Origin of the sequence: Streptomyces sp. NPDC059008 (assembly GCF_042749045.1) — a bacterium.
In the GTDB taxonomy this organism is placed as follows: Bacteria; Actinomycetota; Actinomycetes; order Streptomycetales; family Streptomycetaceae; genus Streptomyces.
Map to the genome: position 1 here is coordinate 26,377 of NZ_JBHYJC010000051.1, position 22,820 is coordinate 49,196.

Consider the following 22,820-nt stretch of genomic DNA (forward strand, 5'->3'; position numbering starts at 1 on the left):
CCGCCGAGGTGAGTCGGCCGTGGCAGGCTCGTCGCGGCGGCGAGGAGGCGAGGCGATGGCGGTCGGCCCCACCGGCCCGGTCGGCGAGGCGCCGGCCACGGTGCCGCAGGATCCCTACGCGCTGGTGCGCACCCGCGGGTATCTGAAGCTTCTGCTGGTGGCGGCGGTGATCGGCGTACCGGTGTGCGCCGCCTCCTTCGGTTTCCTCGCGCTGGTCCATGCCCTGGAACCGCTGATCGAGCACGATCTGCCGCGGGCGCTGGGCTTCGCCGGGACACCGCTGTGGTGGCCGGTGTCGATGCTCGCGGTGGCCGGTCTGCTGGTCGGGCCGATCATCCGCTACCTGCCCGGCAAGGGCGGCCATGAGCCGGCCGACGGGCTGGCGCTCGGCGGCGCACCGCCGCCCGCCGCCCTGCCCGGCATCGTGCTCGCCGCCCTGGCGTCCCTCAGCTTCGGCGTGGTGCTCGGCCCGGAGGCGCCGCTGATCGCCCTCGGCGGCGGGCTGGCCATGTGTGCCGTACGGCTGATGAACCTGGGCCTGCCGGAGCGGACCCTGCCCGTCGTGGGTGCCGCCGGCAGCTTCGCGGCGATCAGCGCCCTGCTCGGCTCCCCGCTCCTGGGCGCCTTCCTGCTGATGGAGGTGGTGGGGCTGGGCGGTCCGATGCTGGGGATGGTGCTGCTGCCCGGCCTGCTCGCGTCCGGCCTGGGGGCCCTGATCTTCACCGGGCTGGGGGACTGGACCGGCCTCGGTACGTACTCGCTCGCGCTGGACGACGTCCCCACGGCCGCGGAGCCGATGGCCGGGGAGTTCGGCTGGGCCGTGGTCATCGGGCTGGCGGCCGCGTTCCTCGCGACCGGTGTACGGCGGCTCGCGCGGCTGCTGAAGGCACGCGTCGCGCGGCACCGGCTGCCCGCGACGGTGCTGATGGGCCTGGTGGTCGGTGGGCTGGCGGTCGGGTTCGCGGCGGCCACCGGCAAGCCCGCCACCGAGGTGCTCTATTCGGGGCAGTCGGCGCTGGGGTCGCTGGTGCACGGTGGCGCCGGCTATTCGGTGGCGGTGCTGCTGATGCTCGTGCTGTGCAAGAGCCTGGCGTACTGCGCCTCGTTGAGCGCCTTCCGGGGCGGTCCGATCTTTCCGGCGCTGTTCATCGGGGAGGCGGGCGGTGTGGCGCTGTCCCATCTGCCGGGCCTGTCGCTCACCCCGGCGTTCGCGATGGGGGTCGGGGCGATGGCGGTGGCCATGCTCCGGCTGCCGATGAGCTCGGTGCTGCTGGCCACGCTGCTGATGGGCAGCAACGGGCTCACGGTCATGCCGCTGGTGATCGTCGCGGTGGTCGTCGCGTACGTCGTGGTGCTGCGGCTCACCCCGGTCGCGCCCGCCGCCGCGCCGCCGCCCGCCTGACCGGTCGTCGGCTCACCGGCGCGGTGTGCGGCCGGTGTTGGTCCAGGTGGCCAACTGGCGCCGTGTCCAGGTGTTGACGACCCGGTCCGCCGGTACGCCGCACTCCTCGGCGCGGGCGCAGCCGTAGATCTGCCAGTCCAGCTGGCCCGGCGCGTGCGCGTCGCTGTCGATGGCGAACAGGGTCCCGGCCGCCAGCGCCTGACGGAGCAGCCGGCGCGGGGGATCGAAGCGGTCGGGACGGCAGTTGATCTCCACGGCCGTGTGGTGTTCGGCGCAGGCCGCGAACACCGCGTCGGCGTCGAACTGTGACTCCGGGCGCGGCTTGCCGGTGATCTGCCGCCCGGTGCAGTGGCCGAGGACGTCCACCAGCGGATTGCGGACCGCGGCCAGCAGCCGCCGGGTCATCGGTGCCTTGTCCATCCGCAGCTTGGAGTGCACCGAGGCGACCACCACGTCGAGCTGGGCCAGGAGTTCCGGCTCCTGGTCGAGGGTGCCGTCGTCGAGGATGTCGCATTCGATCCCGGTCAGCAGCCGGAACGGCGCCAGTCGCTCGTTGACCTCCGCCACCAGCGCCAGTTGCCGCCGCAGCCGCTCGGCGGTCAGTCCGCGGGCGACGGTGAGCCGGGGGGAGTGGTCGGTCAGCGCGCACCAGTCGTGACCGAGGTCGCGGGCGGCCCTGGCCATCGCCTCGACCGGGCTGCCCCCGTCCGACCAGTCCGAGTGCAGATGGCAGTCGCCGCGCAGCGCCTGCCGCAGCCGGGCTCCCCCGTCCCCCTCGACCAGCGGGCCGCCCACCTCGTCCTCCAGGCGGGCGAGGTATTCGGGCCGCACGCCCACGAGCGCCTCTTCGACCACCCGGGTGGTTTTGGGCCCGAGTCCCTTCAGCCGCCCCAGCGAGTGGTTGTCGGCGCGGGTGCGCACCTCGTCGTCAGGAAGGGCGGCGATCGTCGTGGCGGCGGTGCGGAAGGCCTGTACGCGGTAGGTCGCCGCCCCCTGGCGCTCCAGGAGGAAGGCGATGCGCTCCAGCGCCTCGACGGGCTCCACGTAGGCGGCTCCTTCCCGGCGTGCCCGGCCCTTCAGGTCCCCGTTGCCGGGTCCCCTTCACGGTGCCCCACCCGGAAGCGGGCTGCCACCGGGGTGATACCGGCGGTAAATCGCCCTTTTCCGCCGAGTCGGAAGCCGTGCCGTTATGCGGTTATGTCCGTTCTCGATGCGGTCGATCCGATTGCTTCGGAATGACGCACGGATAGTGCTGATGATTCCGTTCAATACGTTCTACGGCCGCAATGCCGGGGCGGGAAATCTGGGTGAATCGGGCGCAGTTAAAGCTCTTGCAACATTCGGCGGGGTTCGTTGGGGATGGCCTGTGGAGTTCTGGAGCCGGCGGGTGGTCAAGTGCCGTAAAAATTGACTGCCTTCAAGGAATCTGCACACCGAATGTGCAGTCGGCACACGGACTCCGGCGCCAGATACCTGCGCTGACCTGCGCGTCATCGGTTTGATGCGGGAATGTCCTGTTCGTCGAACGAGGGTGCGACGCATCCCCGGAGAGGAAACCGCAGGAGTTGTGAAGAAGCTGCCACCGATTCATGGATGTGCGTGCACGACACGTAATTCGGCGGAGCTTCGACGTTCGGTTCGACGGAAGTCGGATTAGCCGCACAACGCGCCTGCATGCTTTGATCCTTCGCACTGCGGGAGTCACACCAACGGTTCCCGATTTCGGGCCCGGACTCCCGCTGCCGTGGTCGGACCAGCCCACCGGACGGTTCGGCCGCAGCTTTTTCGAGATATTCATCCGAAGGGAAACATCATGAACTCCACCCCCCAGGTTCAGACCCAGGAAATCTCCGACGCCGACCTGGACAACGTGTCCGGTGGCCTCGTCGGCGGCGTGGTCGGTTCCGTGAGCGGCACCGTTGACTCCGTTGCCCCGGTCTCCCCGCTCGTCGGCGAGGTCACCGGCCTGGTCCAGGGCACCACCGGCGTGAACACCGGCGCCGTCACGGGCCTCGTCTCCGGTCTCTGAGCCCCCTCTGTGCCGCTGAGCGGCACAGCCGGCTTTGAACGGTGACAACGGCAGGTCGGCGCCCCCTCCTTGCCGACCTGCCGGGCCGTGTGCCCCGGATCCGCCCGGCTCGTCCGGGCCCCGGGGCACCCGGCCGCCATCCGTCTGACAGAACACCGCAGTTGAGGGAAGAGTGTCGTGCAGTTCCGCCAACAGGCCCTTTCCAAGCTGCAGTCGCCCGAGGAGATCGACCTGCCGGTGCGCTTCGCCCGGCCACAGGGCTGGCTCGTGCTGATCGTCACGGTCCTCGTCGTGATCGCCGCGGCCGTCTGGGCGGTGACCGGAACCGTCTCCGCCACCCTCGACGCACCCGGAATCCTCACCTACGGCCAGGGCAGCTACGTCCTGCAGAGCCCCGTCGCGGGCCAGGTCACCGCCGTATTCACCGAGGAGGGCCGACGGGTGGCCGCCGGCGCCCCCGTCCTGAAGGTCCGTACCGCGCAGGGCACCACCGTCGTACGCTCCCTGGCCGCCGGACGGCTGACCACGATGGTCGCCACGATCGGCTCGGTCGTCACCACCGGAGCGGACGTGGCCTCCGTGGAACGCGTCGCACACGCCGACGACCACCTGACGGCGACGCTGTACGTACCGGCCGAAAGCGGCGCCACCGTCCCCGTCGGCGCCCCGGTGGACCTCACCGTCCAGTCCGTGCCCAACCAGCGGTACGGCGTGCTGCGCGGCCGGGTCCAGGCCGTCGGCCGGATGGCCCAGACCCGCCAGCGGATCGGCGCCTTCCTGGGCAACAGCCAGCTCGGTGAGCAGTTCTCGAAAGCCGGCCCGCCCGTCGCGGTCCTGGTGCGGCTCGACGCCGCCCCGCAGAACAAGTCCGGCTACGCCTGGTCGACCTCCGGCGGGCCGCCCTACGCCGTGGACTCCATGACGCTGGCCACCGGAGCGGTCCACCTGGCCGCGCAGCACCCGGTCGATTGGCTGCTGCCGTGACCGCACCCCACGACTCCGCCGCCGCCCGGCAGCAGCAACTCCCGCCGCCCGGCCGCGGCCGGCACCGTCCCGAGCCCGCGCCCGGCACCCGCCGTACCCGGCGCGGTGCGCCGCCCGCACCGAAGACCGGGAAGCCGAAGACCGTCCGCACGCCCACCGTCCTGCAGATGGAGGCCGTGGAGTGCGGGGCCGCGTCCTTGGCCATGGTCCTCGCCCACTACGGAAAGCACGTCCCGCTCGAAGAGCTGCGGATCGCCTGCGGCGTCTCCCGCGACGGCTCCCGCGCCAGCAATCTGCTCAAGGCGGCCCGCTCCTACGGCCTGACGGCCAAGGGCATGCAGATGGAACCGGCCGCGCTCGCCGAGGTCACGGCACCGGCCATCCTCTTCTGGGAGTTCAACCACTACGTCGTCTACGACGGCACGGGCCGCCGCCTCGGCCGCCGCGGCGTCCACATCAACGACCCCGACAAGGGCCGCCGCTTCGTGGCGACGGAGGACTTCGACACCAGCTTCACCGGCGTCGCCCTGGTCTTCGAGCCGTCCGAGTCCTTCCGCAAGGGCGGCCGCAAACCCGGCGTCCTCGGCGCCGTGCCCGCCCGGTTGCGCGGTACCACCGGCACCCTGCTGGCCGCGCTGCTCGCCAGCCTGCTGCTGGTCGCGGTCGGCGCCGCGGTGCCCGCGCTCAGCCGTACGTACATCGACATGTTCCTGATCGGCAACCAGACCTCGCTGCTGGGGCCGCTCTTCGCGTCGATGGCGGCGATGGTGGTGCTCACCGCCGTACTGACCGGACTGCAACAGGCGAACCTGCTGCGCGGCCGGATCATCTCCTCCACCCTCACCAGCGCCCGCTTCCTGCGCCATCTGCTCAGGCTGCCGGTCACCTTCTTCGCCCAGCGCAGCCCCGCCGACCTGGTCCAGCGGCTGCAGTCCAACGACGCGGTCGCCGAAACCCTGGCCCGCGACCTCGCCGCCGCGGGCGTGGACGGCATCGTCGTCGTCCTCTACGCGCTCCTGCTGTGGAGCTACGACCCCCAGCTGACCGTCATCGGCATCGGGATCGCGCTGCTCAACGTCGTCGCGATGCGGATCGTCGTCCGGCTGCGCGCCACCCACACCCAGAAGCTGCGCGCCGACACCGCCCGGCTCACCAACACCTCCTACACCGGCCTGCAGCTCATCGAGACGATGAAGGCCACCGGCGGGGAGAACGGCTACTTCCGCCGCTGGGCCGGCCAGCACGCCGCAACGCTGGAGGAACAGCAGCGGCTCGGGGTGCCGAGCGCCTGGCTGGCCGTCGTCGCCCCCACCCTCGCCACCCTCAACAGCGCGCTGATCCTGTGGATCGGCGGCATGCGGGCCGTCGAGGGCCATATCTCCATCGGCCTGCTGGTCGCCTTCCAGGCGCTGGTGACCCGCTTCACCGCGCCCATCACCCGGCTCAACGGAGTCGCCGGCCGGATCCAGGACTTCGCCGCCGACGTGGCCCGCCTCAAGGACGTCGAGTCCTTCCCCGCCGACACCCTCTACTCGCGCCCGGGAACGGCGGGCGGCACCCGTCGGCTCACCGGCCACGTGACGCTGGAGAACATCACCTTCGGCTACAGCCCGCTGGACAAACCGCTGCTCACCGGCTTCTCCCTCGCGGTGGGCCCCGGCCGGCAGGTCGCCCTCGTCGGCGGCTCCGGCAGCGGCAAGTCCACCGTCTCCCGGCTGATCTCCGGCCTCTACAGCCCCTGGGAAGGCACCATCCGCATCGACGGACAGCGTCTGGAGGACCTCTCCCGCAGCGCGCTGGCCGCCTCCGTCTCCTTCGTCGACCAGGACGTCTTCCTCTTCGAGGGCACCGTCCGCGACAACGTGGCGCTGTGGGACCCCTCCCTCCCCGACGACGCGGTCGTCACCGCCCTGAAGGACGCCGCCCTCTACGACGACGTCATCGCCCGGCGCCCCGACGGCATCCACAGCCGCGTCGAACAGGACGGCCGCAACTTCTCCGGCGGGCAGCGGCAGCGGCTGGAGATCGCCCGCGCCCTGGTCCGGCGCCCCAGCATCCTGGTCCTCGACGAGGTCACCAGCGCCCTGGACGCCCAGACCGAGCAGATCATCATGGACAACCTGCGACGGCGCGGCTGCGCCTGCGTCGTCATCGCCCACCGGCTGAGCACCGTCCGCGACAGTGACGAGATCGTGGTCCTCGACCACGGCGTGGTCGTCGAACGAGGCCGGCACGAGGACCTGGTCGCCGCCGGGGGCGCGTACGCCGAGCTGGTCAAGGAGCACTGACGTGTCAGCCATGCCCCCGCCCGTCTCCTCGTCCCCGGCCGCGGAACCGGGTGCGACCGACGCGGTGACGCAGGCGCTGGGCGGCCTCGGCGCGCCCGTCGACTGCACCGGCCTGCGCAGCGTTCCGCTCGAAGGGCCGCAGGTGCTGTGGCTGGTCACCGGCGGTGCGCTGGACCTCTTCGCGGTCGACGCCGCCGCGGCCGGACACTGGCACTTCCTCGGCCGGCTCGAAGCCGGCACCCTGCTGCTCGGCCCCGTCGAAGGACCCCAGCGCACCCTGCTCGGCCGGCCCTCGCAGGACTGCTCGCTGCGCCGGATCCCGCTGCGCGAGCTGCCCCGGTACGACTACGCGCCGTACGGCGAGTACCAGGACACCGGGGCCTTCGCGCAGTACGGCGCGCAAGGAGGGTACGGCCACGAGGCGCCCTCCCCGCTGGAACACGCCTTCGCGCTGGGCACGGCCCGCAGCTCGGGCGTGCTCTTCGAGGCACCGCTCGACGGCCGGCCCGGCGACGACGCGGTGGCCGACGACGACGTCCTGTGGATGCCGGTGCCGCCCGGCAGCGTGCAGTACGGCGCCTCCTACAGCGCGGAGGCGGCCGGCGACCTGCTGGTGGACCCCGAGCTGTGGCAGCAGATGGTCAACCAGCAGTTCCGGCTGCTGTCCGCCGTCGACCGCTGGATCGAGCAGCTGGAGCGCGCCCACGAGGACCGCACCGCCGCCGGCATCAAGGCCGGTGAGGCCGTCCGCGAGCGGGCCGACCAGGCGCTGCTGGCCTCCATCGGCCGCCCGGAGCGCTCCGGGCGGGGCGGTGACGGGCCGGGACGGGGCGGCGACGACGCCACCTTCGCGGTGTGCCGGACGGTCGCCGAGGCGGCCGGCATCACGCTGACCGAGCCCCCGAAGGGCGGCCCGGTCAACGAACGGGTCTCCCCGGTCGAACGGATCGCGGTCGCCTCCCGGATCCGCACCCGGGCGGTCAGGCTCGCCGGGAGCTGGTGGCGGACGAACACCGGCCCGCTGGTGGGACAGCGCGCCAAGTCCGGCGCCCCGGTGGCGCTGCTGTGGCGCCGCGGCCGCTACGAGGCCGTCAACCCGGCCTCCGGACTGCGGCTGCGCATCGGCAAGGACAACGCCGAGGAGTTCGAGCCGCGCGCGGTGATGTTCTACCGCCCGCTGCCCGAGCGGCCGCTGACCATGTGGCGGCTGATGCGCTTCAGCCTGCGCGGGACCCGGACGGACGTCCGCAACCTGGCCCTGAGCGGACTGGTGACGGTCGGCCTCGGCGCGCTCGTCCCCCTCGCGACCGGCCAGGTACTCGGGGTGTACGTACCCGCCGCGGAGCGCAGCCTGATCGTTCAGGTCTCCCTGGCGGTCGTCGTCACCAGCATCGTCTCCGCCGCCTTCATGCTGCTGCAGAACCTCACCGTGCTCCGGCTGGAGGGCCGCATCGAGAGCGCGCTGCAGCCGGCGGTCTGGGACCGGCTGCTGCGGCTGCCGACGAAGTTCTTCACCGAGCGCTCCACCGGCGAGCTGGCCAGCGCGGCGATGGGCATCAGCGCCGTCCGGCGGGTGCTGTCCGGCGTCGGCCCGGTGGCGGTGCAGTCCACGACGGTCGGCGCGATGAACCTCGTCCTGCTGCTGGTCTACAGCGTGCCGCTGGCGCTGGCCGCGATCGGCATGCTGCTCGTCATCGCGGCGGTGTTCCTCGCCATGGGCCTGTGGGAGCTGCGCTGGCAGCGGCGGCTGGTCAAGCTCGGCAACAAGCTCAACAACCAGGCGTTCCAGACCCTGCGCGGGCTGCCCAAGCTGCGGGTCGCGGCGGCCGAGAGCTTCGCGTACGCGGCCTGGGCCCGGGAGTTCGCCCGCTCCCGGGAGCTCCAGCAGAAGGCCGGCCGGATCAAGAACCTGACCACCGTCCTGAACGCGGTCTATCTGCCGCTGTGCTCGCTGACCCTGTTCATGCTGCTGGCCGGCCCGGCCCGCGGCACCATGTCCGCCGCCTCGTTCCTCACCTTCAACACCGCGGTGACCATGCTGCTGACCTCGGTCACCCAGATCACCGGCGCGTTCGTCGCGGCCGCCGCCGCGCTGCCGATGTTCGAGCAGATCAAGCCGGTGCTGGACGAGGCGCCCGAGGTACGCGGCGCCAGCGCCCAGCCCGGCACGCTCTCCGGCGGCATCGAGGCCAAGAAGCTCTCCTTCCGCTACACCGACGACGGCCCGCTCGTCCTCGACGACGTCTCGCTCCGGGTCCGGCCCGGAGAGTTCGTCGCGGTGGTGGGGCCCAGCGGATGCGGCAAGTCGACCCTGCTGCGGCTCCTGATCGGCTTCGAGCGACCCTCCTCGGGCAGCGTCCTGTACGACGGGCAGGACCTCGCCGCCCTGGACCAGGCCGCGGTCCGCCGCCAGTGCGGGGTCGTGCTGCAGAACGCCCAGCCGCTCACCGGCTCCATCCTGGACTGCATCTGCGGCGCGGAGGCCTTCACCCAGGAGGAGGCCTGGGCGGCCGCCGAGATGGCGGGCCTGGCCGAGGACATCAAGCGGATGCCGATGGGCCTGCACACCATGATCTCCGGTGGTGGCGCGATCTCCGGCGGCCAGCGCCAGCGGCTGATGATCGCGCAGGCGCTGGTCCGCCGCCCCCGGATCCTCTTCTTCGACGAGGCCACCAGCGCCCTGGACAACGAGACGCAGCGCATCGTCATCGACAGCACCCGCAGGCTCAGCGCCAGCCGGCTGGTGATCGCCCACCGGCTGACCACGGTCATGGACGCCGACCGCGTGATCGTGATGGAGGAGGGCCGGATCGTCGAACAGGGCGCCCCGGCCGAGCTGCTCGCCGACACCGGCGGCCGGCTGCACGACCTGGTGCGGCGTCAGCTGGCCTGAGCCGCGGGCCGGCGGCGTCCCCGAGGGGCGGACGGCCCCGCCGGGCCGAGCCGTTCCCCGATTCCCCGCAGAACACCGCATATCGTGCAGTGCAGCGGACGGAGGATGAGATGGCCACAGCGCGCAGCCTGTTCGAGGCGCTGCCACCGGACCGGCGCCGGCGGCTGACCGACGTCGCACGGGAGGTGTCGCTGCCGCGCGCCACCCGGGTCTTCGAGGAGGGCCACCGGGCGGACCGGTTCTGGATCATCCGCAGTGGACAGGTCGTGCTCGACCAGCGCGTCCCCGGACGCCGGGCGGCGGTCGTCGAAACCCTCGGCCGCGACGAACTGCTCGGCTGGTCCTGGCTGTTCCCGCCCTACCTGTGGCACCTGGGAGCGGAGACCGTCGGCCCGGTGGAGGCGGTGGAGTTCGACGCGGGCGTGGTCCGCGCCCTGTGCGAGTCCGATCCGATCCTCGGCCGGGAGATGTACCGCTATGTCGCCGAGACGGTCGCCGACCGGCTGCACGGCACCCGCACCCGGCTCCTCGACCTCTACGGCCCCCAGGGCAGCGGACCGGACCCATGAGCCCGGCGGCGGCCACCGGGTCGTGACCGGCGACCGCCGCTTCCGCACCGGACGGCGGAACCCGTCCCACGGGGGCCGCCCGGCCCCGGTCAGGCGCCGACGTAGGCCGCGAGGTGCTCGCCGGTGAGGGTGGAGCGGGCGGCGACGAGAGCGGCCGGTGTGCCCTCGAAGACGATCGTGCCGCCGTCGTGGCCGGCGCCGGGCCCGAGGTCGATGATCCAGTCGGCGTGCGCCATGACCGCCTGGTGGTGCTCGATGACGATGACCGACTTGCCGGCGTCGACGAGCCGGTCGAGCAGTCCGAGCAGCTGCTCGACATCGGCGAGGTGCAGCCCGGCGGTCGGCTCGTCCAGGACGTAGACGCCGCCCTTCTCGGCCATGTGGGTGGCCAGCTTGAGCCGCTGCCGCTCGCCGCCGGACAGCGTGGTGAGCGGCTGGCCGATGGTGAGGTAGCCGAGCCCGACATCGGCCAGCCGCCGCAGGATCCGGTGGGCGGCCGGCGTGTGCGCCGCGCCGTCGCCGAAGAACTCCTCGGCCTCCGTCACCGACATCGCCAGGACCTCGCTGATGTCACGGCCCCCCAGGTGGTAGTCGAGCACCGAAGCCTGGAACCGCTTGCCCTCGCAGTCCTCGCAGGGGCTGGCGACGCCGGCCATCATCGCCAGGTCGGTGTAGACGACCCCGGCGCCGTTGCACGTGGGGCAGGCACCCTCGGAGTTGGCGCTGAACAGCGCCGGCTTCACGCCGCTGGCCTTCGCGAACGCCTTGCGGATCGGGTCGAGGAGTCCGGTGTACGTCGCCGGGTTGCTGCGCCGCGAGCCGCGGATCGGGGCCTGGTCGACCGACACCACACCGCCGTCGGCCGGGATCGACCCGTGCAGGAGCGAGCTCTTGCCGGAGCCGGCGACACCGGTGACGACGGCGAGCACCCCGAGCGGGATGTCGACGTCGACGTCGCGCAGGTTGTTCGCCGTCGCGCCGCGGATGCGCAGAGCGCCGGTGGGCTCGCGCACCGTCTCCTTGAGGGCGGCCCGGTCGTCGAAGTGGCGGCCGGTGACGGTGCCGCCGGCCCGCAGGCCCTCGACGGTGCCCTCGAAGCAGACGGTGCCGCCCGCGGCGCCGGCGCCGGGGCCGAGGTCGACGATGTGGTCGGCGATCGCGATCACCTCGGGCTTGTGCTCCACGACGAGGACCGTGTTGCCCTTGTCCCGCAGCCGCAGCAGCAGAGCGTTCATCCGCTGGATGTCATGGGGGTGCAAGCCCGAGGTGGGCTCGTCGAAGACATAGGTGACGTCGGTGAGCGAGGAGCCGAGGTGCCGGATCATCTTGACGCGCTGCGCCTCGCCGCCCGACAGCGTGCCCGCGGGCCGGTCGAGCGCGAGATAGCCGAGCCCGATCTCCACGAACGAGTCGAGGGTCTGCTGGAGCGCGGTGAGCAGCGGCGCCACCGAGGGCTCCCTGAGGCCGCGGACCCATTCGGCCAGGTCCCTGATCTCCATCGCGCAGGCGTCCGCGATGCTGACGCGCTTGATCTTCGACGCCCGGGCCCCCTCGCTGAGCCGGGTGCCCTCGCAGTCGGGGCAGGTGGTGAAGGTGACCGCCCGGTCGACGAACTCCCGGATGTGCGGCTGCATCGCCTCCCTGTCCTTGGACAGCATCGACTTCTGGACCCGGGGGATCAGCCCCTCGTACGTCATGTTGATGCCCGCGATCTTCATTCTGGTCGGCTCGCGGTGCAGGAGGTCGTGCAGCTCCTTCTTGGTGAACCTGCGGATCGGCTTGTCCGGGTCGAAGAAGCCCGACTCGATGTAGAGCCGGGAGTTCCAGCCGCCCCCGGTGTAGCCGGGGATCGTGAACGCGCCCTCGTTGAGCGACTTGCCGTCGTCGTACAGCTGCGCCAGGTCGATGTCGGTGACCGAGCCCCGGCCCTCGCAGCCCGGACACATCCCGCCGGTGCGCTGGTAGGTCGCCTTCACCGCCTTCCTGGCGCCGCGCTCGACGGTGATCGCACCGCTCGCCCGGACCGAGGCGGTGTTGAAGGAGTACGCGCTGGGCGGGCCGATGTGCGGCTTGCCGAGCCGGCTGAAGAGGATGCGCAGCATCGCGTTGGCGTCGGTGGCGGTGCCGACCGTCGAGCGGGGGTCGCCGCCCATCCGCTGCTGGTCGACGGAGATCGCGGTCGTCAGCCCGTCGAGTACGTCCACCTCGGGCCGGGCCGTGGTCGGCATGAAGCCCTGCACGAAGGCGCTGTAGGTCTCGTTGATCAGCCGCTGCGACTCCGCGGCGATCGTGTCGAACACCAGCGAGCTCTTGCCCGAGCCGGAGACACCGGTGAACACCGTCAGCCGGCGCTTGGGGATCTCGATGCTGACGTCCTTGAGGTTGTTCTCGCGGGCACCGTGCACCCGGATCATCTCGTGGCTGTCGGCGATGTGCGGTGCGGGCGACCGCGGGTCCGTCCTCTTGGCCATGCTCATCGTCTCCTCTGTCGTGGGCGGTCGGTGGAGCCATCGCGACCCGGCCACGCGACGCGCACGGCCATGACGATCAGGCTAGGGCCTGTCCGATGGGTCATGGCCGGGTCCGCGGCGCCTGGTGCGGCACCTCGCGGCGTTGCCGAAACGTCCCGAGAGCTCCGCTATCGAGACGCTCCGGCGCCTTGCGATGCACCGCACCAGACGCCGCGGCCTTTCCGACCCTGACCCATCGGACAGACCCTAGATCCGGCTCGGTCGCCACCGCTTCTCGATTCCTGATCGGTCCGGCCCCGATCGCTCCCCTCACCTGCCCGTGACGGACGACGACGGCCCCACCGCACCGTCCGGGCGCCTGATCACCGACCTCGGGCGCTGTGGGAAAATCGTCGGATGAAACGGCAGGACCTCGACGACCTCGTCCGGCTGCGGCGGGCCCGCGACCGGATGGACCGCGACTACGCCGAGCCGCTCGACGTCCCGGCGCTGGCGCACGGCGCCCTGATGTCGGCGGGCCACTTCTCCCGCAGCTTCCGCGCCGCCTTCGGCGAGACGCCGTACGGCTACCTGATGACCCGCCGCATCGAGCGGGCCAAGGCGCTGCTGCGGCGCGGCGACCTCAGTGTGACCGAGGTCTGCTTCGCCGTCGGCTGTACGTCGCTGGGGTCGTTCAGCTCGCGCTTCACCCAGCTGGTCGGCGAGAGCCCGAGCGCCTACCGGGCCCGCAGTCATGATCATGGCGCGGCCATCCCGGCCTGCATCGCCAAGATCCACACCAGACCGGTCAGGAACGGAGAAGCGGGCCGCGCCGCCGGGCCGTAGCGTGCACGGCATGGACATCACCCTTTCCCAGTGCTTCATCGCCGTCGACGACCATGACAAGGCGATCTCCTTCTACCGCGATGTGCTCGGCCTCGAGGTACGCAACGACGTCGGGTTCGAGGGGATGCGCTGGGTGACCGTCGGGGCGCCCGCGCAGCCGGACGTGAACATCGTGCTGGAGCCGCCGCTCGCCGACCCGAACGCCTCACCGGCCGACAAACAGGCCATGGCGGAGCTGATGGCCAAGGGCCTGCTGCGCGGCGTCATCTTCGCGACGCAGGACTGCGACGCCACCTTCGAGCGCATCAGCGCCGCGGGCGGCGAGGTGCTGCAGGAGCCGATGGACCAGCCCTACGGCGTCCGCGACTGCGCCTTCCGCGACCCCGCCGGCAACCTCCTGCGCTTCACCCAGCCGCTGCGCGGGTGAGCCCTCGGCGGGGCGGGCCGGACCGGCCGGGGCGCGGCGCGGCGTGAGCCGGGAAGCACCGGCCAAAAGGACGCCGCAGCCGTGGAACCTTCCCCCCGCCCCGGCCGACTACCTGTGCCGGGTCGTGCCTGCGACCCGCCGGCCGGCACCTGCGGCCGGTGAGACGGCCGGGGGACCGGCTGGTGACGGGTAGGGGAGAAACACACCATGCGTCGTGGGAAGCTGTGCGGTCTGGCGGTGGTCGTCGCGCTGGTCGCCACCGCGTGCGGCGGCGAAGGCGCGGACACCGGTGAGAAGGCGTCCGGAAGCGGCGGCCCGGGTTTTCCGGTGCGGATCGCCGACTGCAAGGGTGCGACGACCACCTTCTCGTCCGCACCGCGCAAGATCGTCACCAGTAACGCCGCCGCCCTGGAGATCCTGCTGCGACTCGGCGCGGGCGACCGGGTCGTCGGGACCGGGTTCCCGCCCGGCAAGGGCACCCTGCCCGGCGAACTCGGGGCCAAGGCCGGGAAGGTGCCGGTGCTGGGCCGGCACGTCATCCCCAAGGAGAAGCTGCTCGGGTCGGGCGCCGACCTCTATGTCGACGCCTTCGCGTCGATGAACAACATGGGCGGGGCGGGCGACGCGCCGAGCGCCGAGGAGTTCGAGGCGGCGGGGATCAAGCACATCTACCTCGCCTCCACCGCGTGCGCCCCGATGGCCGGGAAGCCGCAGCGGGACCTGTCGGGAGTGGAGGGGGACATCAAGCGGCTGGGCGCGGTGACCGGCACGTCCCGGCGGGCGGACGAGCTGGTGGCCGGCATGCGGTCCAAGGTCGCCGCGGTGCGGAAGGCGGTGGGCGACCTCGCGCCCGGCAAGCGGCCGACGTACTTCTTCTTCGACTTCGACGCCGGCACCAAGCAGCCGATGGCGGTCTGCCGCAACCAGGTCGCCAACGCGGTCATCGGCCAGGCCGGGGCGCGCAACGTCTTCGACGACTGCGACGGGGACTTCAAGCCGGTCTCCTGGGAGGACGTGGTCGCCAAGAACCCGGACTTCATCCAGCTCGGCGTCCGCGACCGCGGCGACGCGGCGGCCACCAAGAAGGCGTTCGACCAGGCCGAGGCGTTCTTGAAGAGCTTCCCCGCCACCAAGGGGCTCGCCGCTGTGCGCAACGGGCATCTGCTGCGGATCGGCTCGGAGCGTACGACCATCGCCGGCGTCGGCAACGCGGACACGGTCGAGGAGATCGCGCACACCGTCCACGCGGCACGGTTCAAGGCGGAGCGGTAGTGGCGTCCGTGCTCGACGCCCCGCGCGCACAGCGGCAGCCGGCCGGCCGGCGCACCCCGCGCGCCGGGCTGCTCGCCCTGGTGCTGGGCCTGGCGCTCGCGGTGGCGCTGACCGCCGCGGTCTCGCTCGGCTCCACCGACATCGCGCCCGCGCACGTCTGGTCGGTGGTGCTGCGCCGGCTGGGCGGCGCCGCGCCCCGGCCGGGCACCGACGACCTGATCGTGTGGCAACTGCGCGTCCCCCGCGCCCTGTTGGCGGCGCTGGTGGGAGCCGGACTGGGCCTGGTGGGGACGGCGACCCAGGCGCTGGTGCGCAATCCGCTGGCGGACCCGTACCTGCTGGGCATCTCCAACGGCGCGTCGCTCGGCGCGGTCGCCGCGATCGTGCTGGGGGCGAGCGCCGGCGGCGTGCTGGGGCTGGGGCTGTCGGCGGCCGCGTTCGCCGGTGCGCTGGGCGCGTTCGCCCTGGTGTGGTGGATGGCGCGGCGCGGAGGAGGGTTCTCGCCGCTGCGGCTGGTGCTGGCCGGGGTGGGGATCGGGCAGTTCCTGTCCGGGTTCACCAGCTATCTGGTGCTGCAGGCCGGCGACGAGCAGCAGACTCGCAGCGTGCTGTTCTGGCTGATGGGGAGCCTGAGCGGGGCCACCTGGAACGTGCTGTGGCCGCCGGTGCTGGCGGTCGCCGCCGGGCTGCTCGCGCTCCAGGCGCGGGCCCGCCCCATGAACGCGCTCGTCATGGGCGACGAGACCGCGGCCGGGGTGGGCGTGGACGTCACCCGGCTGCGCCGCGAACTGTTCGTGGTGACCAGCCTGTTGACCGGCGTCCTGGTCGCGGTCTCCGGGGCGATCGCCTTCGTGGGGCTGATGGTGCCGCATCTGTGCCGGATGGTCATCGGCGGCGACCACCGCCGGCTGCTGCCGCTGTCCGCGCTCACCGGGGCCCTGCTGCTGGTGGTGGTGGACATCGCGTGCCGTACGGCCATGGACGCCCAGGAGCTGCCGGTGGGCGTGGTGACGGCGATGATCGGCGCGCCCGCGCTGCTGTTCGTCCTGGACCGGCGGATGGCGGTGGGCCGGTGAACGTCGAGATCGAGGACCTGCACGTCGGCTACGCGGGCCGCGACGTGGTCGCCGGGGTGCGTCTGATGGCCGCGGCCGGGGAGATCGCCGGACTGGTCGGGCCCAACGGCAGCGGCAAGTCCACCCTGCTGCGGACCGTCTACCGCCATCTGAAGCCCACCGCGGGGCGGGTACTGCTGGCCGGGACCGACCTCTTCGCGCTGACACCCGCGCAGACCGCGCGGCAGGTCGCCGCGCTGCCGCAGGAGCGCGGCAGCGACTTCGAGCTGACCGTGCGCGAAGTGGTGGCGATGGGCCGGACGCCCTACAAGCGGGCGTTCGCGGGCGAGGACCACACCGACCGGGAGACCGTCGCGGCCGCCCTGGCCGCCGTGGGCCTGGCCGGGCAGGGCGCCCGCCGGTTCTCCGCACTGTCCGGCGGGGAGCGCCAACGCGCGCTGCTGGCACGGGCGTTCGCGCAGGATCCGGACGTACTGGTGCTGGACGAGCCCACCAACCACCTCGACGTCCGGCACCAGGTCGAACTGCTCGCGCTGCTGCGCGCACAGCGCCGTACGACGCTGATCTCGCTGCACGATCTGAACGCCGCGGCGTCCCTGTGCGACCGGCTGCACGTGCTGCACGCCGGGCGGGTGGTGGCCTCCGGCACGCCCCGCGAGGTGCTGACACCGCGGCTGCTGGCCGAGGTGTTCGGGGTGCGCGCCGCGGTGGCCGAACACCCGCTCACCGGCGACCCGTTGATCGCCTTCGACCACCGCGAGCCGCTGCCCGCCGGCGACGGGTGAGGGGCACCCGGGCGAGCCCGGTGCGGGTGCGGGGTTCCGGGACCCCGCCCCCTCACCCCGCCACGTAGTGGCTCGGCCGCCCCTCGCGCAGCACCAGCCGGCCGCGCCGCTCGGCATCCGCCCGGTGCATCAACTCCCGCCGTCCATCGGTGTGTTCGAGTACGCAGGAGTGCCACGGCGTGAGCCACACATCGGGCGCTTCGAGCAGCCGGATCCCGAACTTGGCCGAGCCCCGCGGCTGCGGGTGGATCGAGAGCCGGAACGCCTCCGGGTGGTGCACGGCGACCAGCCCGCCCCAGGCGCGGCTGCGCCGCATCACGCCGTACGCGCGCCGGCGGCAGTCGCGTTGCAGCGCCGAACGGGTACCGGGGAAGTGGGCGGTGTCCTCGAACAGGAACCGGGTGATGCCCTGGTACAGCCGCCGGGCCGACTCGTCGCTGCGGGTCAGCGACCGCAGTTCCGCCAGGGACGGGGCGTGGTGCTCCTCGACCAGCAGCCGCTTGTCGTCGTGCGTCAGCCCCTCCCCGTACACCTGGCGCAGGTCGAAGACGTCCAGCCGGGTCAGACCCTCGGCGCGGATCAGGACGCGCAGCGCGTCGCTGTAGGCGTCGATGTCGCGGTCCGGCACCCCGATGAGATCGCTGAAGACATGTCCGTCCGAACAGATGGCCACCCGCGCACCGGGCGGATACACCGCCTCGATGCGCGCGCACAGCGCGTCCAGGAAGCGCAGCGCCAGCCGTTCGCCCTCGTCGGGGAGGTGGCCCAGGACCTTGGCGGGGTTGGGCGACTTGCAGGGAAAGCCCGGCAGGGTGAACAGGATCGGCTCGCCCGCCGCCACCGGAGCGGCCAGCTGACGCAGTTGGGCGGGGAAGCCGTCGGGGGAGTCGCCGTGGGTGGCGTCCAGCGTGCGGCGGTACGGCAGCAGCGTGGCGAGCACCGCCGCGCAGCGGGCCTGCTGGTCGGCCGGCGCGGCGGTGTGCGGTCGGGTGGGGCTGGTCAGCACGTGGTGACCGCCCCGCCGGACACCGGGCAGCCGCCGGCCGCGCCGTAGGCGACCGGCAGCCGGTCGACCCCGCGCGCCAGTACCGCGGGTATCCAGCGCAGTTCGGCATCCGCGACGGCCGGCCGGAGGTCGGGCAGCCGCCGCAGCAGCGCGCCCAGGGCGATCCGGAGTTCGAGCCGGGCGAGCGCGGCACCGGGGCAGAAGTGGATGCCGTGGCCGAAGGCGAGGTGCGGGTTGGGGGAGCGGTCGAAGTCGAGGGCGTCCGCGTCGGCGAACCGTTCGGGGTCGCGGTTGGCCGCGCACAACGACACGATCACGGAGTCGCCCGCCGGGATCCGGGTTCCGTGCAGATCGGCGTCCTCGGCGAAGAACCGCCAGGTCGTCAGCTCGAAGGCGCTGTCGTAACGCAGGAGTTCCTCGACGGCGCGGGGCAGCAGCTCCGGACGGTCGGCCAGTTCGGCGAGGTGCTCGGGGTGGCGCAGCAGGGCGACCAGGGCCGTGGTGATCTGATGGGTGACCGGCTCCTGGCCCGCGACCAGCAGCTGGAAGATCATCGAGTCCAGCTCCTCCGGGCCGATCCCGCCGGCGTCGCGGGTGGCCACCAGCCGGGAGAGCAGGTCCTCGCCGGGCTCAAGGCGCTTGTGCACCACCAGATCGGCGATGTACTGCTGCAGCCCGCGCAGCCGCGCCTCGTAGGCGGGACGGCCCGGATCCCCGGGCCCCACGGGCTGGACGACCTTCCCCCAGTCCCGGTCGAAACGGTCCGCGAACTCCCCGGGCAGGCCGATCACATGGGCGAGCACCTGGAAGGGGAAGTGCGCGGCGAAGGCCTCGACGAGATCCGCCTCGCCGTGCTCCGGGAGCCGGTCGAGCAGCGCGTCGGCCATCGCCTGGAAACGGGGTTCGAGCGCCGCCACGCGCTGCGGGGCGAAGGCGTCGGTGATCAGCCGGCGCAACGCGGTGTGCCGGGGCGGGTCCTGATGGAGCAGATGCACCTGCAACTGGGAGTGCTGGGGCTCGGGCATGATCGAGGCGCGGGCCCGCCAGGCCGCGTTGCCGCGCGAGTGGTGCTTGCCCAACCGGGGGTCGGTCAGCGCCTGGTGCGCGGCCTCGTACCCGGTGACGAGCCAGGCGCACACCCCGCTGGGGAAGCGCACCCGGTGGACCGGGCCGCGCGCCCGCAGCTCGGCGTACAGGGGATAGGGATCGCGGGTGTACTCCGCTCCGTACAGCGGAACGGGATCGGGCAACGTGGACAAGGCGTCCTCCTCGACGGCGTGCGACAGCCGCACCCGCACGGCACGGCGTGGGAAAGGTCGGCCGCGGGACGCGCCGAGTTCCCGCCGACCGCGGGGAATTCGGCGGACGCGCGGACCGGCGGCGAGGTACGGGCCGTGAAGTGGCGCGCCGGCCAAACCCAGTTAGTCGCTCCGCCGCACCCTCGGGTTCCGGCCGGCGAACGGGACGAACCTCACGCGCCGACGGACCCCCGAAGGCCCGCTTCACACCGTTCGCGCCTGCCACCATGACGCGATGTCCACCACTCCGGCCGACCGCAGTCGGCCCGCACTCCCTCCGGCCGTCGGGCGGCTGCTGCCCGCACGGCCGGTCATCGGATTCATCGCCCTGCTGGCGCTGCTCTTCGCGCTGTCGTACGCCGCCGGTGCCCTCGCCGGCCCGGTGGCGCCGGGCCTGCACCCGGCCGGCGGCACCCGCGCGCCCGGTACCGCGCCCGCCGACGACGGGGACATGGGCCAGATGCACGGCATGGGCGCCGGGGCACCCCGCCCGGTGACGGTGGGAGCGGCACGATGAGTGCGCGGCCGGCGCGGCCCGCACCCCGATCGGTGGGCGGCCGGGCGCCTGCCGGCGACCCGCCGCCCGACCAGACCACCACCCTCACCATCGGCGGGATGACCTGCGCCGCCTGCGTGGGACGGGTCGAGAAGAAGCTCGGCCGACTGGACGGCGTCGCGGCCTCGGTGAACCTGGCCACCGGGCGGGCGACGGTCAGCCACCCCGCGGCGGTCCCCGTCAGCGAACTGATCTCCACGGTCGAGGCGGCCGGTTTCACCGCGCGGCTCCCCGAGCCCGTCGCCCCGGAGCCGGGCGGCGAGGACCGGCCGCCGGCCCCCGGGCGCCCGGACGGGGCGGACGGCGAGGACGGCCAGGCCTCCCGCGCCGAGCGCCACCGGCTGCTGCTGACCGCCCTGCTCTCGCTGCCCGTCCTGGCCCTGTCGATGGTGCCCGGCTGGCAGTTCCGCAACTGGCAGTGGCTGTGCTTCGTGCTCGCCGCACCCGTCGCCGTGTGGGGCGCCGCGCCCTTCCACGCACGGGCGCTGCGGGGCCTGCGGCACGGCGCCGCGACCATGGACACCCTGGTCTCCCTCGGCGTCGTCGCGTCCTTCGCCTGGTCCGGCTATGCGCTGTTCCTCGGCGGGGCCGGCGCGCCCGGTATGACGATGCCGTTCAGCTTGCTGCCCACGGCGGGCGACGGCAGCGCGCACCTCTATCTGGAAGCCGCGGTCGGCGTACCGCTGTTCGTGCTGGCCGGACGCCGGATGGAGGCCAGGGCCCGGCGCGGCACCGGCTCCGCGCTACGGGCGCTGGCCGAACTCGCCGTCAAGGACGTCACCGTACGGGCGCCCGCCGGCGAGCCGGGGCCCCGCCCGCCGGAGGGAAACGGGGAGTGGCGGAGCATCCCGGCGGACCGGCTGCGGGCCGGCGACCGCTTCCTGGTGCGCCCCGGCGAGCGGGTCGCCACCGACGGCACCGTCGTCGAGGGCAGCTCCGCCCTGGACCTGTCCCTGATCACCGGGGAGAGCCGCCCGATCGAGGTCGGTGCGGGCTCGGCGGTCGTCGGCGGCGCGGTCAACTCGGGCGGCCTGCTGGAGGTGCGGGCCGACGCGGTGGGCGCCGACACCCAGCTCGCCCGGATCACCCGGCTCGTCGAGGACGCCCAGACCGGCAAGACCCACATCCAGCGGCTCGCCGACGCGGTGGCGGCCGTCTTCGTCCCCGCCGTACTGACCGTGTCGGTCAGCGTCCTGGGCTTCTGGCTCGGCGCCGGAGCCGATCCGCAGGCCGCGATCACGGCCGCGGTCGCCGTCCTCGTCGTGGCCTGTCCGTGCGCGCTGGGGCTGGCCACCCCGACCGCGCTGCTGGCCGCCACCGGCCGCGGCGCCCAGCTCGGGATCCTGGTCCGCGGCCCGCAGGCGCTGGAGCGGCTGCGCCGGATCGACACCGTGGTCCTCGACAAGACCGGCACCCTCACCACCGGGCGGATGAGCGTCACCGACGTCACCGCGCGCACCGGCGGCCTCGACGCGGCCACCACGCTGCGCCTGGCCGCCGTCGTGGAGCAGGGCTCCGAACACCCGCTGGGCCGCGCGATCACCGCCCATGCCCGCGCGGCCCAGCCGCAGGGCGAGCAACTGCCGCCCCCGGTGGGCGACTTCAGCGCCACGCCCGGGTACGGCGTAGCCGGCACGACCGACGGGCGCCGGGTGGAGGTCACCCGCCCCGGCGACCTCACCGCTCTGCCGGCGCCCCTCCCGGACGCGGTGCGGGCGGCCGAGACCGCCGGTCACACCCCGGTGCTGGTGACCGTCGACGGCACCCCGGAAGCCGTCCTGGCCGTCGGCGACACACTGCGCCCCGACTGCTACCGCGCCGTGGACCATCTGCGGCGCCTGGGCCTGCGACCCGTCCTGGCCACCGGCGACCGCGCCGCCACCGCCCGCGCGGTGGCCGACCGGCTCGCCATCACCGAGATCCACGCCGAGGCCAGCCCCGAGGACAAGGCCGCCCTCGTCACGGCGCTGAAGGAGCAGGGCGGCCGGGTCGCCGTCGTCGGCGACGGCGTCAACGACGCGGCGGCCCTGGCGCTCGCCGACCTCGGCATCGCCATGGGCAGCGGCACCGACGCCGCGATCGGTGCCGCCGATGTCACCCTCGTCCGCGAGGACCTCCAGGCCATCGCCGACGCGGTACGCCTCGCGCGCCGCACCCTGGCGACGATCCGCGTCAACCTCGTCTGGGCCTTCGGCTACAACCTCCTGACCGTGCCGCTCGCCGCCGTCGGCCTGCTCAACCCGATGCTGGCGGCCGCCGCGATGTCCGTCAGCTCCCTGCTGGTCGTGGGCAACAGCCTGCGGCTGCGCGCCTGGCAGCCGGGCGGCGGCGCCCGCGGGCCCGCCCGCAGCACCGGACGAGCCCGTACCCCGGCACCTGGAGGGATCGTATGAACCGGCTGCCCGTAGCGGCCGTCGCCGTACCGCTGCTCACCTGCCTGGCGACCCTCGGCACGCTCACCGTGTGGACCGCGACCGGCAACGCGGGGACGCCCGCGCGGCTGAGCGTCGCCGAGGGCCGGGTGCTGGTCCCCGCCGGCTCCGAGGCCACCGCCGCGTTCTTCACCATCCGCAACACCGGCGGCGCGGACGACGTCCTGACGGGCGTCACCGGACCCACCGGCCACCGGGCGATGCTCAGCCGCACCGTCGACATCGGCCACAACGCCCGGAGCATGGCGATGGTCCCCTCCGCCACCGTTCCGGCCGGCGGCACACTGCGGATGACGCCGACGGACCTGGACGTCATGATCAGCCCACCGCCGGCGCTCGCACCCGGCGACCGGCTCACCTTCACCCTCCACTTCCGCGACAGCCCGCCGCGGACCGTACGGGCCCGGGCGGTGCGTCCCGGCCAGTGACGACAGGGGGCTCATGGACGCGCGGCGGCGCCGTCCATGAGCCCCCAACGCCGACCAGTGTCTTATAAAAAAAAACGAT

At 73.1% G+C, this 22,820-nt stretch carries 18 protein-coding genes; 14 read left to right on the plus strand and 4 right to left on the minus strand.

All coding sequences use genetic code 11. The features are described 5' to 3' along the window. The first annotated feature begins 55 nt into the window (after nt 1-55). The gene (locus tag ACFWZH_RS34250; protein ID WP_384440497.1) at nt 56-1,402 is read left to right on the plus strand and encodes a chloride channel protein; all 1,347 of its coding nucleotides are present in this window, start codon (nt 56-58) and stop codon (nt 1,400-1,402) included. A 12-nt stretch (nt 1,403-1,414) separates the two neighbouring features. Here ACFWZH_RS34250 and ACFWZH_RS34255 read toward each other — a convergent pair whose 3' ends face one another. Beyond that, on the minus strand, nt 1,415-2,446 hold the full coding sequence (locus ACFWZH_RS34255; protein WP_384440459.1) for a PHP domain-containing protein: 1,032 nt from the start codon (nt 2,444-2,446) through the stop codon (nt 1,415-1,417). 769 nt (nt 2,447-3,215) lie between these two features. Between ACFWZH_RS34255 and ACFWZH_RS34260 the strand changes: the two genes are divergently transcribed. The 5 genes from ACFWZH_RS34260 to ACFWZH_RS34280 all read left to right on the plus strand — a co-directional run bounded on the left by ACFWZH_RS34260 (nt 3,216) and on the right by ACFWZH_RS34280 (nt 10,165). Continuing rightward, complete coding sequence (locus tag ACFWZH_RS34260; RefSeq protein ID WP_384440462.1) at nt 3,216-3,431, plus strand: type A2 lantipeptide; 216 nt, start codon at nt 3,216-3,218, stop codon at nt 3,429-3,431. A 177-nt stretch (nt 3,432-3,608) separates the two neighbouring features. After that, on the plus strand, nt 3,609-4,415 hold the full coding sequence (locus ACFWZH_RS34265) for an HlyD family efflux transporter periplasmic adaptor subunit (protein WP_384440465.1): 807 nt from the start codon (nt 3,609-3,611) through the stop codon (nt 4,413-4,415). Next, on the plus strand, nt 4,412-6,703 hold the full coding sequence (locus ACFWZH_RS34270) for an NHLP family bacteriocin export ABC transporter peptidase/permease/ATPase subunit (protein ID WP_384440467.1): 2,292 nt from the start codon (nt 4,412-4,414) through the stop codon (nt 6,701-6,703). The genes ACFWZH_RS34265 and ACFWZH_RS34270 overlap by 4 nt, the downstream gene beginning before the upstream one ends. A gap of 10 nt (nt 6,704-6,713) precedes the next feature. Next, nucleotides 6,714-9,596, plus strand: coding sequence for an NHLP bacteriocin export ABC transporter permease/ATPase subunit (locus ACFWZH_RS34275; protein WP_384440500.1), 2,883 nt, complete (start codon nt 6,714-6,716; stop codon nt 9,594-9,596). Nucleotides 9,597-9,706: 110 nt separating this feature from the next. Continuing rightward, the gene (locus tag ACFWZH_RS34280) at nt 9,707-10,165 is read left to right on the plus strand and encodes a cyclic nucleotide-binding domain-containing protein (protein WP_384440470.1); all 459 of its coding nucleotides are present in this window, start codon (nt 9,707-9,709) and stop codon (nt 10,163-10,165) included. 89 nt (nt 10,166-10,254) lie between these two features. Here the strand turns inward: ACFWZH_RS34280 and ACFWZH_RS34285 are convergent, their stop codons facing one another. Then, nucleotides 10,255-12,642 (minus strand): ATP-binding cassette domain-containing protein, encoded by a 2,388-nt coding sequence (locus tag ACFWZH_RS34285; protein ID WP_384440472.1) that lies wholly within the window; start codon nt 12,640-12,642, stop codon nt 10,255-10,257. Nucleotides 12,643-13,032: 390 nt separating this feature from the next. Between ACFWZH_RS34285 and ACFWZH_RS34290 the strand changes: the two genes are divergently transcribed. From ACFWZH_RS34290 to ACFWZH_RS34310, 5 genes are all read left to right on the plus strand, one after another. Further along, nucleotides 13,033-13,461 carry a helix-turn-helix transcriptional regulator gene (locus ACFWZH_RS34290; protein WP_384440475.1) on the plus strand — a complete coding sequence of 143 codons (429 nt, stop codon included), beginning with the start codon at nt 13,033-13,035 and terminating at the stop codon, nt 13,459-13,461. 10 nt (nt 13,462-13,471) lie between these two features. Next, the gene (locus ACFWZH_RS34295) at nt 13,472-13,888 is read left to right on the plus strand and encodes a VOC family protein (RefSeq protein WP_384440477.1); all 417 of its coding nucleotides are present in this window, start codon (nt 13,472-13,474) and stop codon (nt 13,886-13,888) included. A 207-nt stretch (nt 13,889-14,095) separates the two neighbouring features. After that, complete coding sequence (locus ACFWZH_RS34300) at nt 14,096-15,160, plus strand: ABC transporter substrate-binding protein (RefSeq protein ID WP_384440480.1); 1,065 nt, start codon at nt 14,096-14,098, stop codon at nt 15,158-15,160. Between the two features lie 8 nt (nt 15,161-15,168). Continuing rightward, nucleotides 15,169-16,236 (plus strand): FecCD family ABC transporter permease, encoded by a 1,068-nt coding sequence (locus tag ACFWZH_RS34305; protein WP_384440503.1) that lies wholly within the window; start codon nt 15,169-15,171, stop codon nt 16,234-16,236. Then, a complete protein-coding gene (locus ACFWZH_RS34310; RefSeq protein WP_384440482.1) occupies nt 16,233-17,021 on the plus strand; it encodes an ABC transporter ATP-binding protein in 789 nt (262 codons plus the stop codon). The genes ACFWZH_RS34305 and ACFWZH_RS34310 overlap by 4 nt, the downstream gene beginning before the upstream one ends. Nucleotides 17,022-17,073: 52 nt before the next feature. Here the strand turns inward: ACFWZH_RS34310 and ACFWZH_RS34315 are convergent, their stop codons facing one another. Both ACFWZH_RS34315 and ACFWZH_RS34320 read right to left on the minus strand, forming a co-directional pair. Continuing rightward, nucleotides 17,074-18,024, minus strand: a complete 951-nt coding sequence (locus ACFWZH_RS34315) for an L-tyrosine/L-tryptophan isonitrile synthase family protein (RefSeq protein ID WP_384440506.1) — start codon at nt 18,022-18,024, stop codon at nt 17,074-17,076. Next, nucleotides 18,021-19,286, minus strand: a complete 1,266-nt coding sequence (locus tag ACFWZH_RS34320) for a cytochrome P450 (protein ID WP_384440485.1) — start codon at nt 19,284-19,286, stop codon at nt 18,021-18,023. Before ACFWZH_RS34320 ends, ACFWZH_RS34315 begins: the two co-directional genes overlap by 4 nt. Before the next feature lie 274 nt (nt 19,287-19,560). Here ACFWZH_RS34320 and ACFWZH_RS34325 point away from each other — a divergent pair, with 274 nt between their 5' ends. Genes ACFWZH_RS34325 through ACFWZH_RS34335 form a run of 3 tightly spaced genes read left to right on the plus strand, consistent with a single transcriptional unit; the run spans nt 19,561 to nt 22,741 of the window. Continuing rightward, a complete protein-coding gene (locus ACFWZH_RS34325) occupies nt 19,561-19,842 on the plus strand; it encodes a hypothetical protein (protein WP_384440488.1) in 282 nt (93 codons plus the stop codon). Continuing rightward, nucleotides 19,839-22,274: a heavy metal translocating P-type ATPase gene (locus tag ACFWZH_RS34330; protein ID WP_384440491.1), complete on the plus strand. Its 2,436-nt coding sequence runs from the start codon at nt 19,839-19,841 to the stop codon at nt 22,272-22,274. The genes ACFWZH_RS34325 and ACFWZH_RS34330 overlap by 4 nt, the downstream gene beginning before the upstream one ends. After that, a complete protein-coding gene (locus ACFWZH_RS34335; RefSeq protein ID WP_384440494.1) occupies nt 22,271-22,741 on the plus strand; it encodes a copper chaperone PCu(A)C in 471 nt (156 codons plus the stop codon). Before ACFWZH_RS34330 ends, ACFWZH_RS34335 begins: the two co-directional genes overlap by 4 nt. Nucleotides 22,742-22,820: the final 79 nt, after the last annotated feature.

What these genes read in the sequence shown, in the direction of transcription:
- ACFWZH_RS34250 (WP_384440497.1), top strand. Translation starts at nt 56, where the DNA reads ATGGCGGTCGGCCCCACCGGCCCGGTCGGCGAGGCGCCGGCCACGGTG.
- ACFWZH_RS34260 (WP_384440462.1), top strand. Translation starts at nt 3,216, where the DNA reads ATGAACTCCACCCCCCAGGTTCAGACCCAGGAAATCTCCGACGCCGAC.
- ACFWZH_RS34275 (WP_384440500.1), top strand. Translation starts at nt 6,714, where the DNA reads ATGCCCCCGCCCGTCTCCTCGTCCCCGGCCGCGGAACCGGGTGCGACC.
- ACFWZH_RS34280 (WP_384440470.1), top strand. Translation starts at nt 9,707, where the DNA reads ATGGCCACAGCGCGCAGCCTGTTCGAGGCGCTGCCACCGGACCGGCGC.
- ACFWZH_RS34285 (WP_384440472.1), bottom strand. Translation starts at nt 12,642, where the DNA reads ATGAGCATGGCCAAGAGGACGGACCCGCGGTCGCCCGCACCGCACATC.
- ACFWZH_RS34290 (WP_384440475.1), top strand. Translation starts at nt 13,033, where the DNA reads ATGAAACGGCAGGACCTCGACGACCTCGTCCGGCTGCGGCGGGCCCGC.
- ACFWZH_RS34295 (WP_384440477.1), top strand. Translation starts at nt 13,472, where the DNA reads ATGGACATCACCCTTTCCCAGTGCTTCATCGCCGTCGACGACCATGAC.
- ACFWZH_RS34300 (WP_384440480.1), top strand. Translation starts at nt 14,096, where the DNA reads ATGCGTCGTGGGAAGCTGTGCGGTCTGGCGGTGGTCGTCGCGCTGGTC.
- ACFWZH_RS34325 (WP_384440488.1), top strand. Translation starts at nt 19,561, where the DNA reads ATGTCCACCACTCCGGCCGACCGCAGTCGGCCCGCACTCCCTCCGGCC.
- ACFWZH_RS34330 (WP_384440491.1), top strand. Translation starts at nt 19,839, where the DNA reads ATGAGTGCGCGGCCGGCGCGGCCCGCACCCCGATCGGTGGGCGGCCGG.
- ACFWZH_RS34335 (WP_384440494.1), top strand. Translation starts at nt 22,271, where the DNA reads ATGAACCGGCTGCCCGTAGCGGCCGTCGCCGTACCGCTGCTCACCTGC.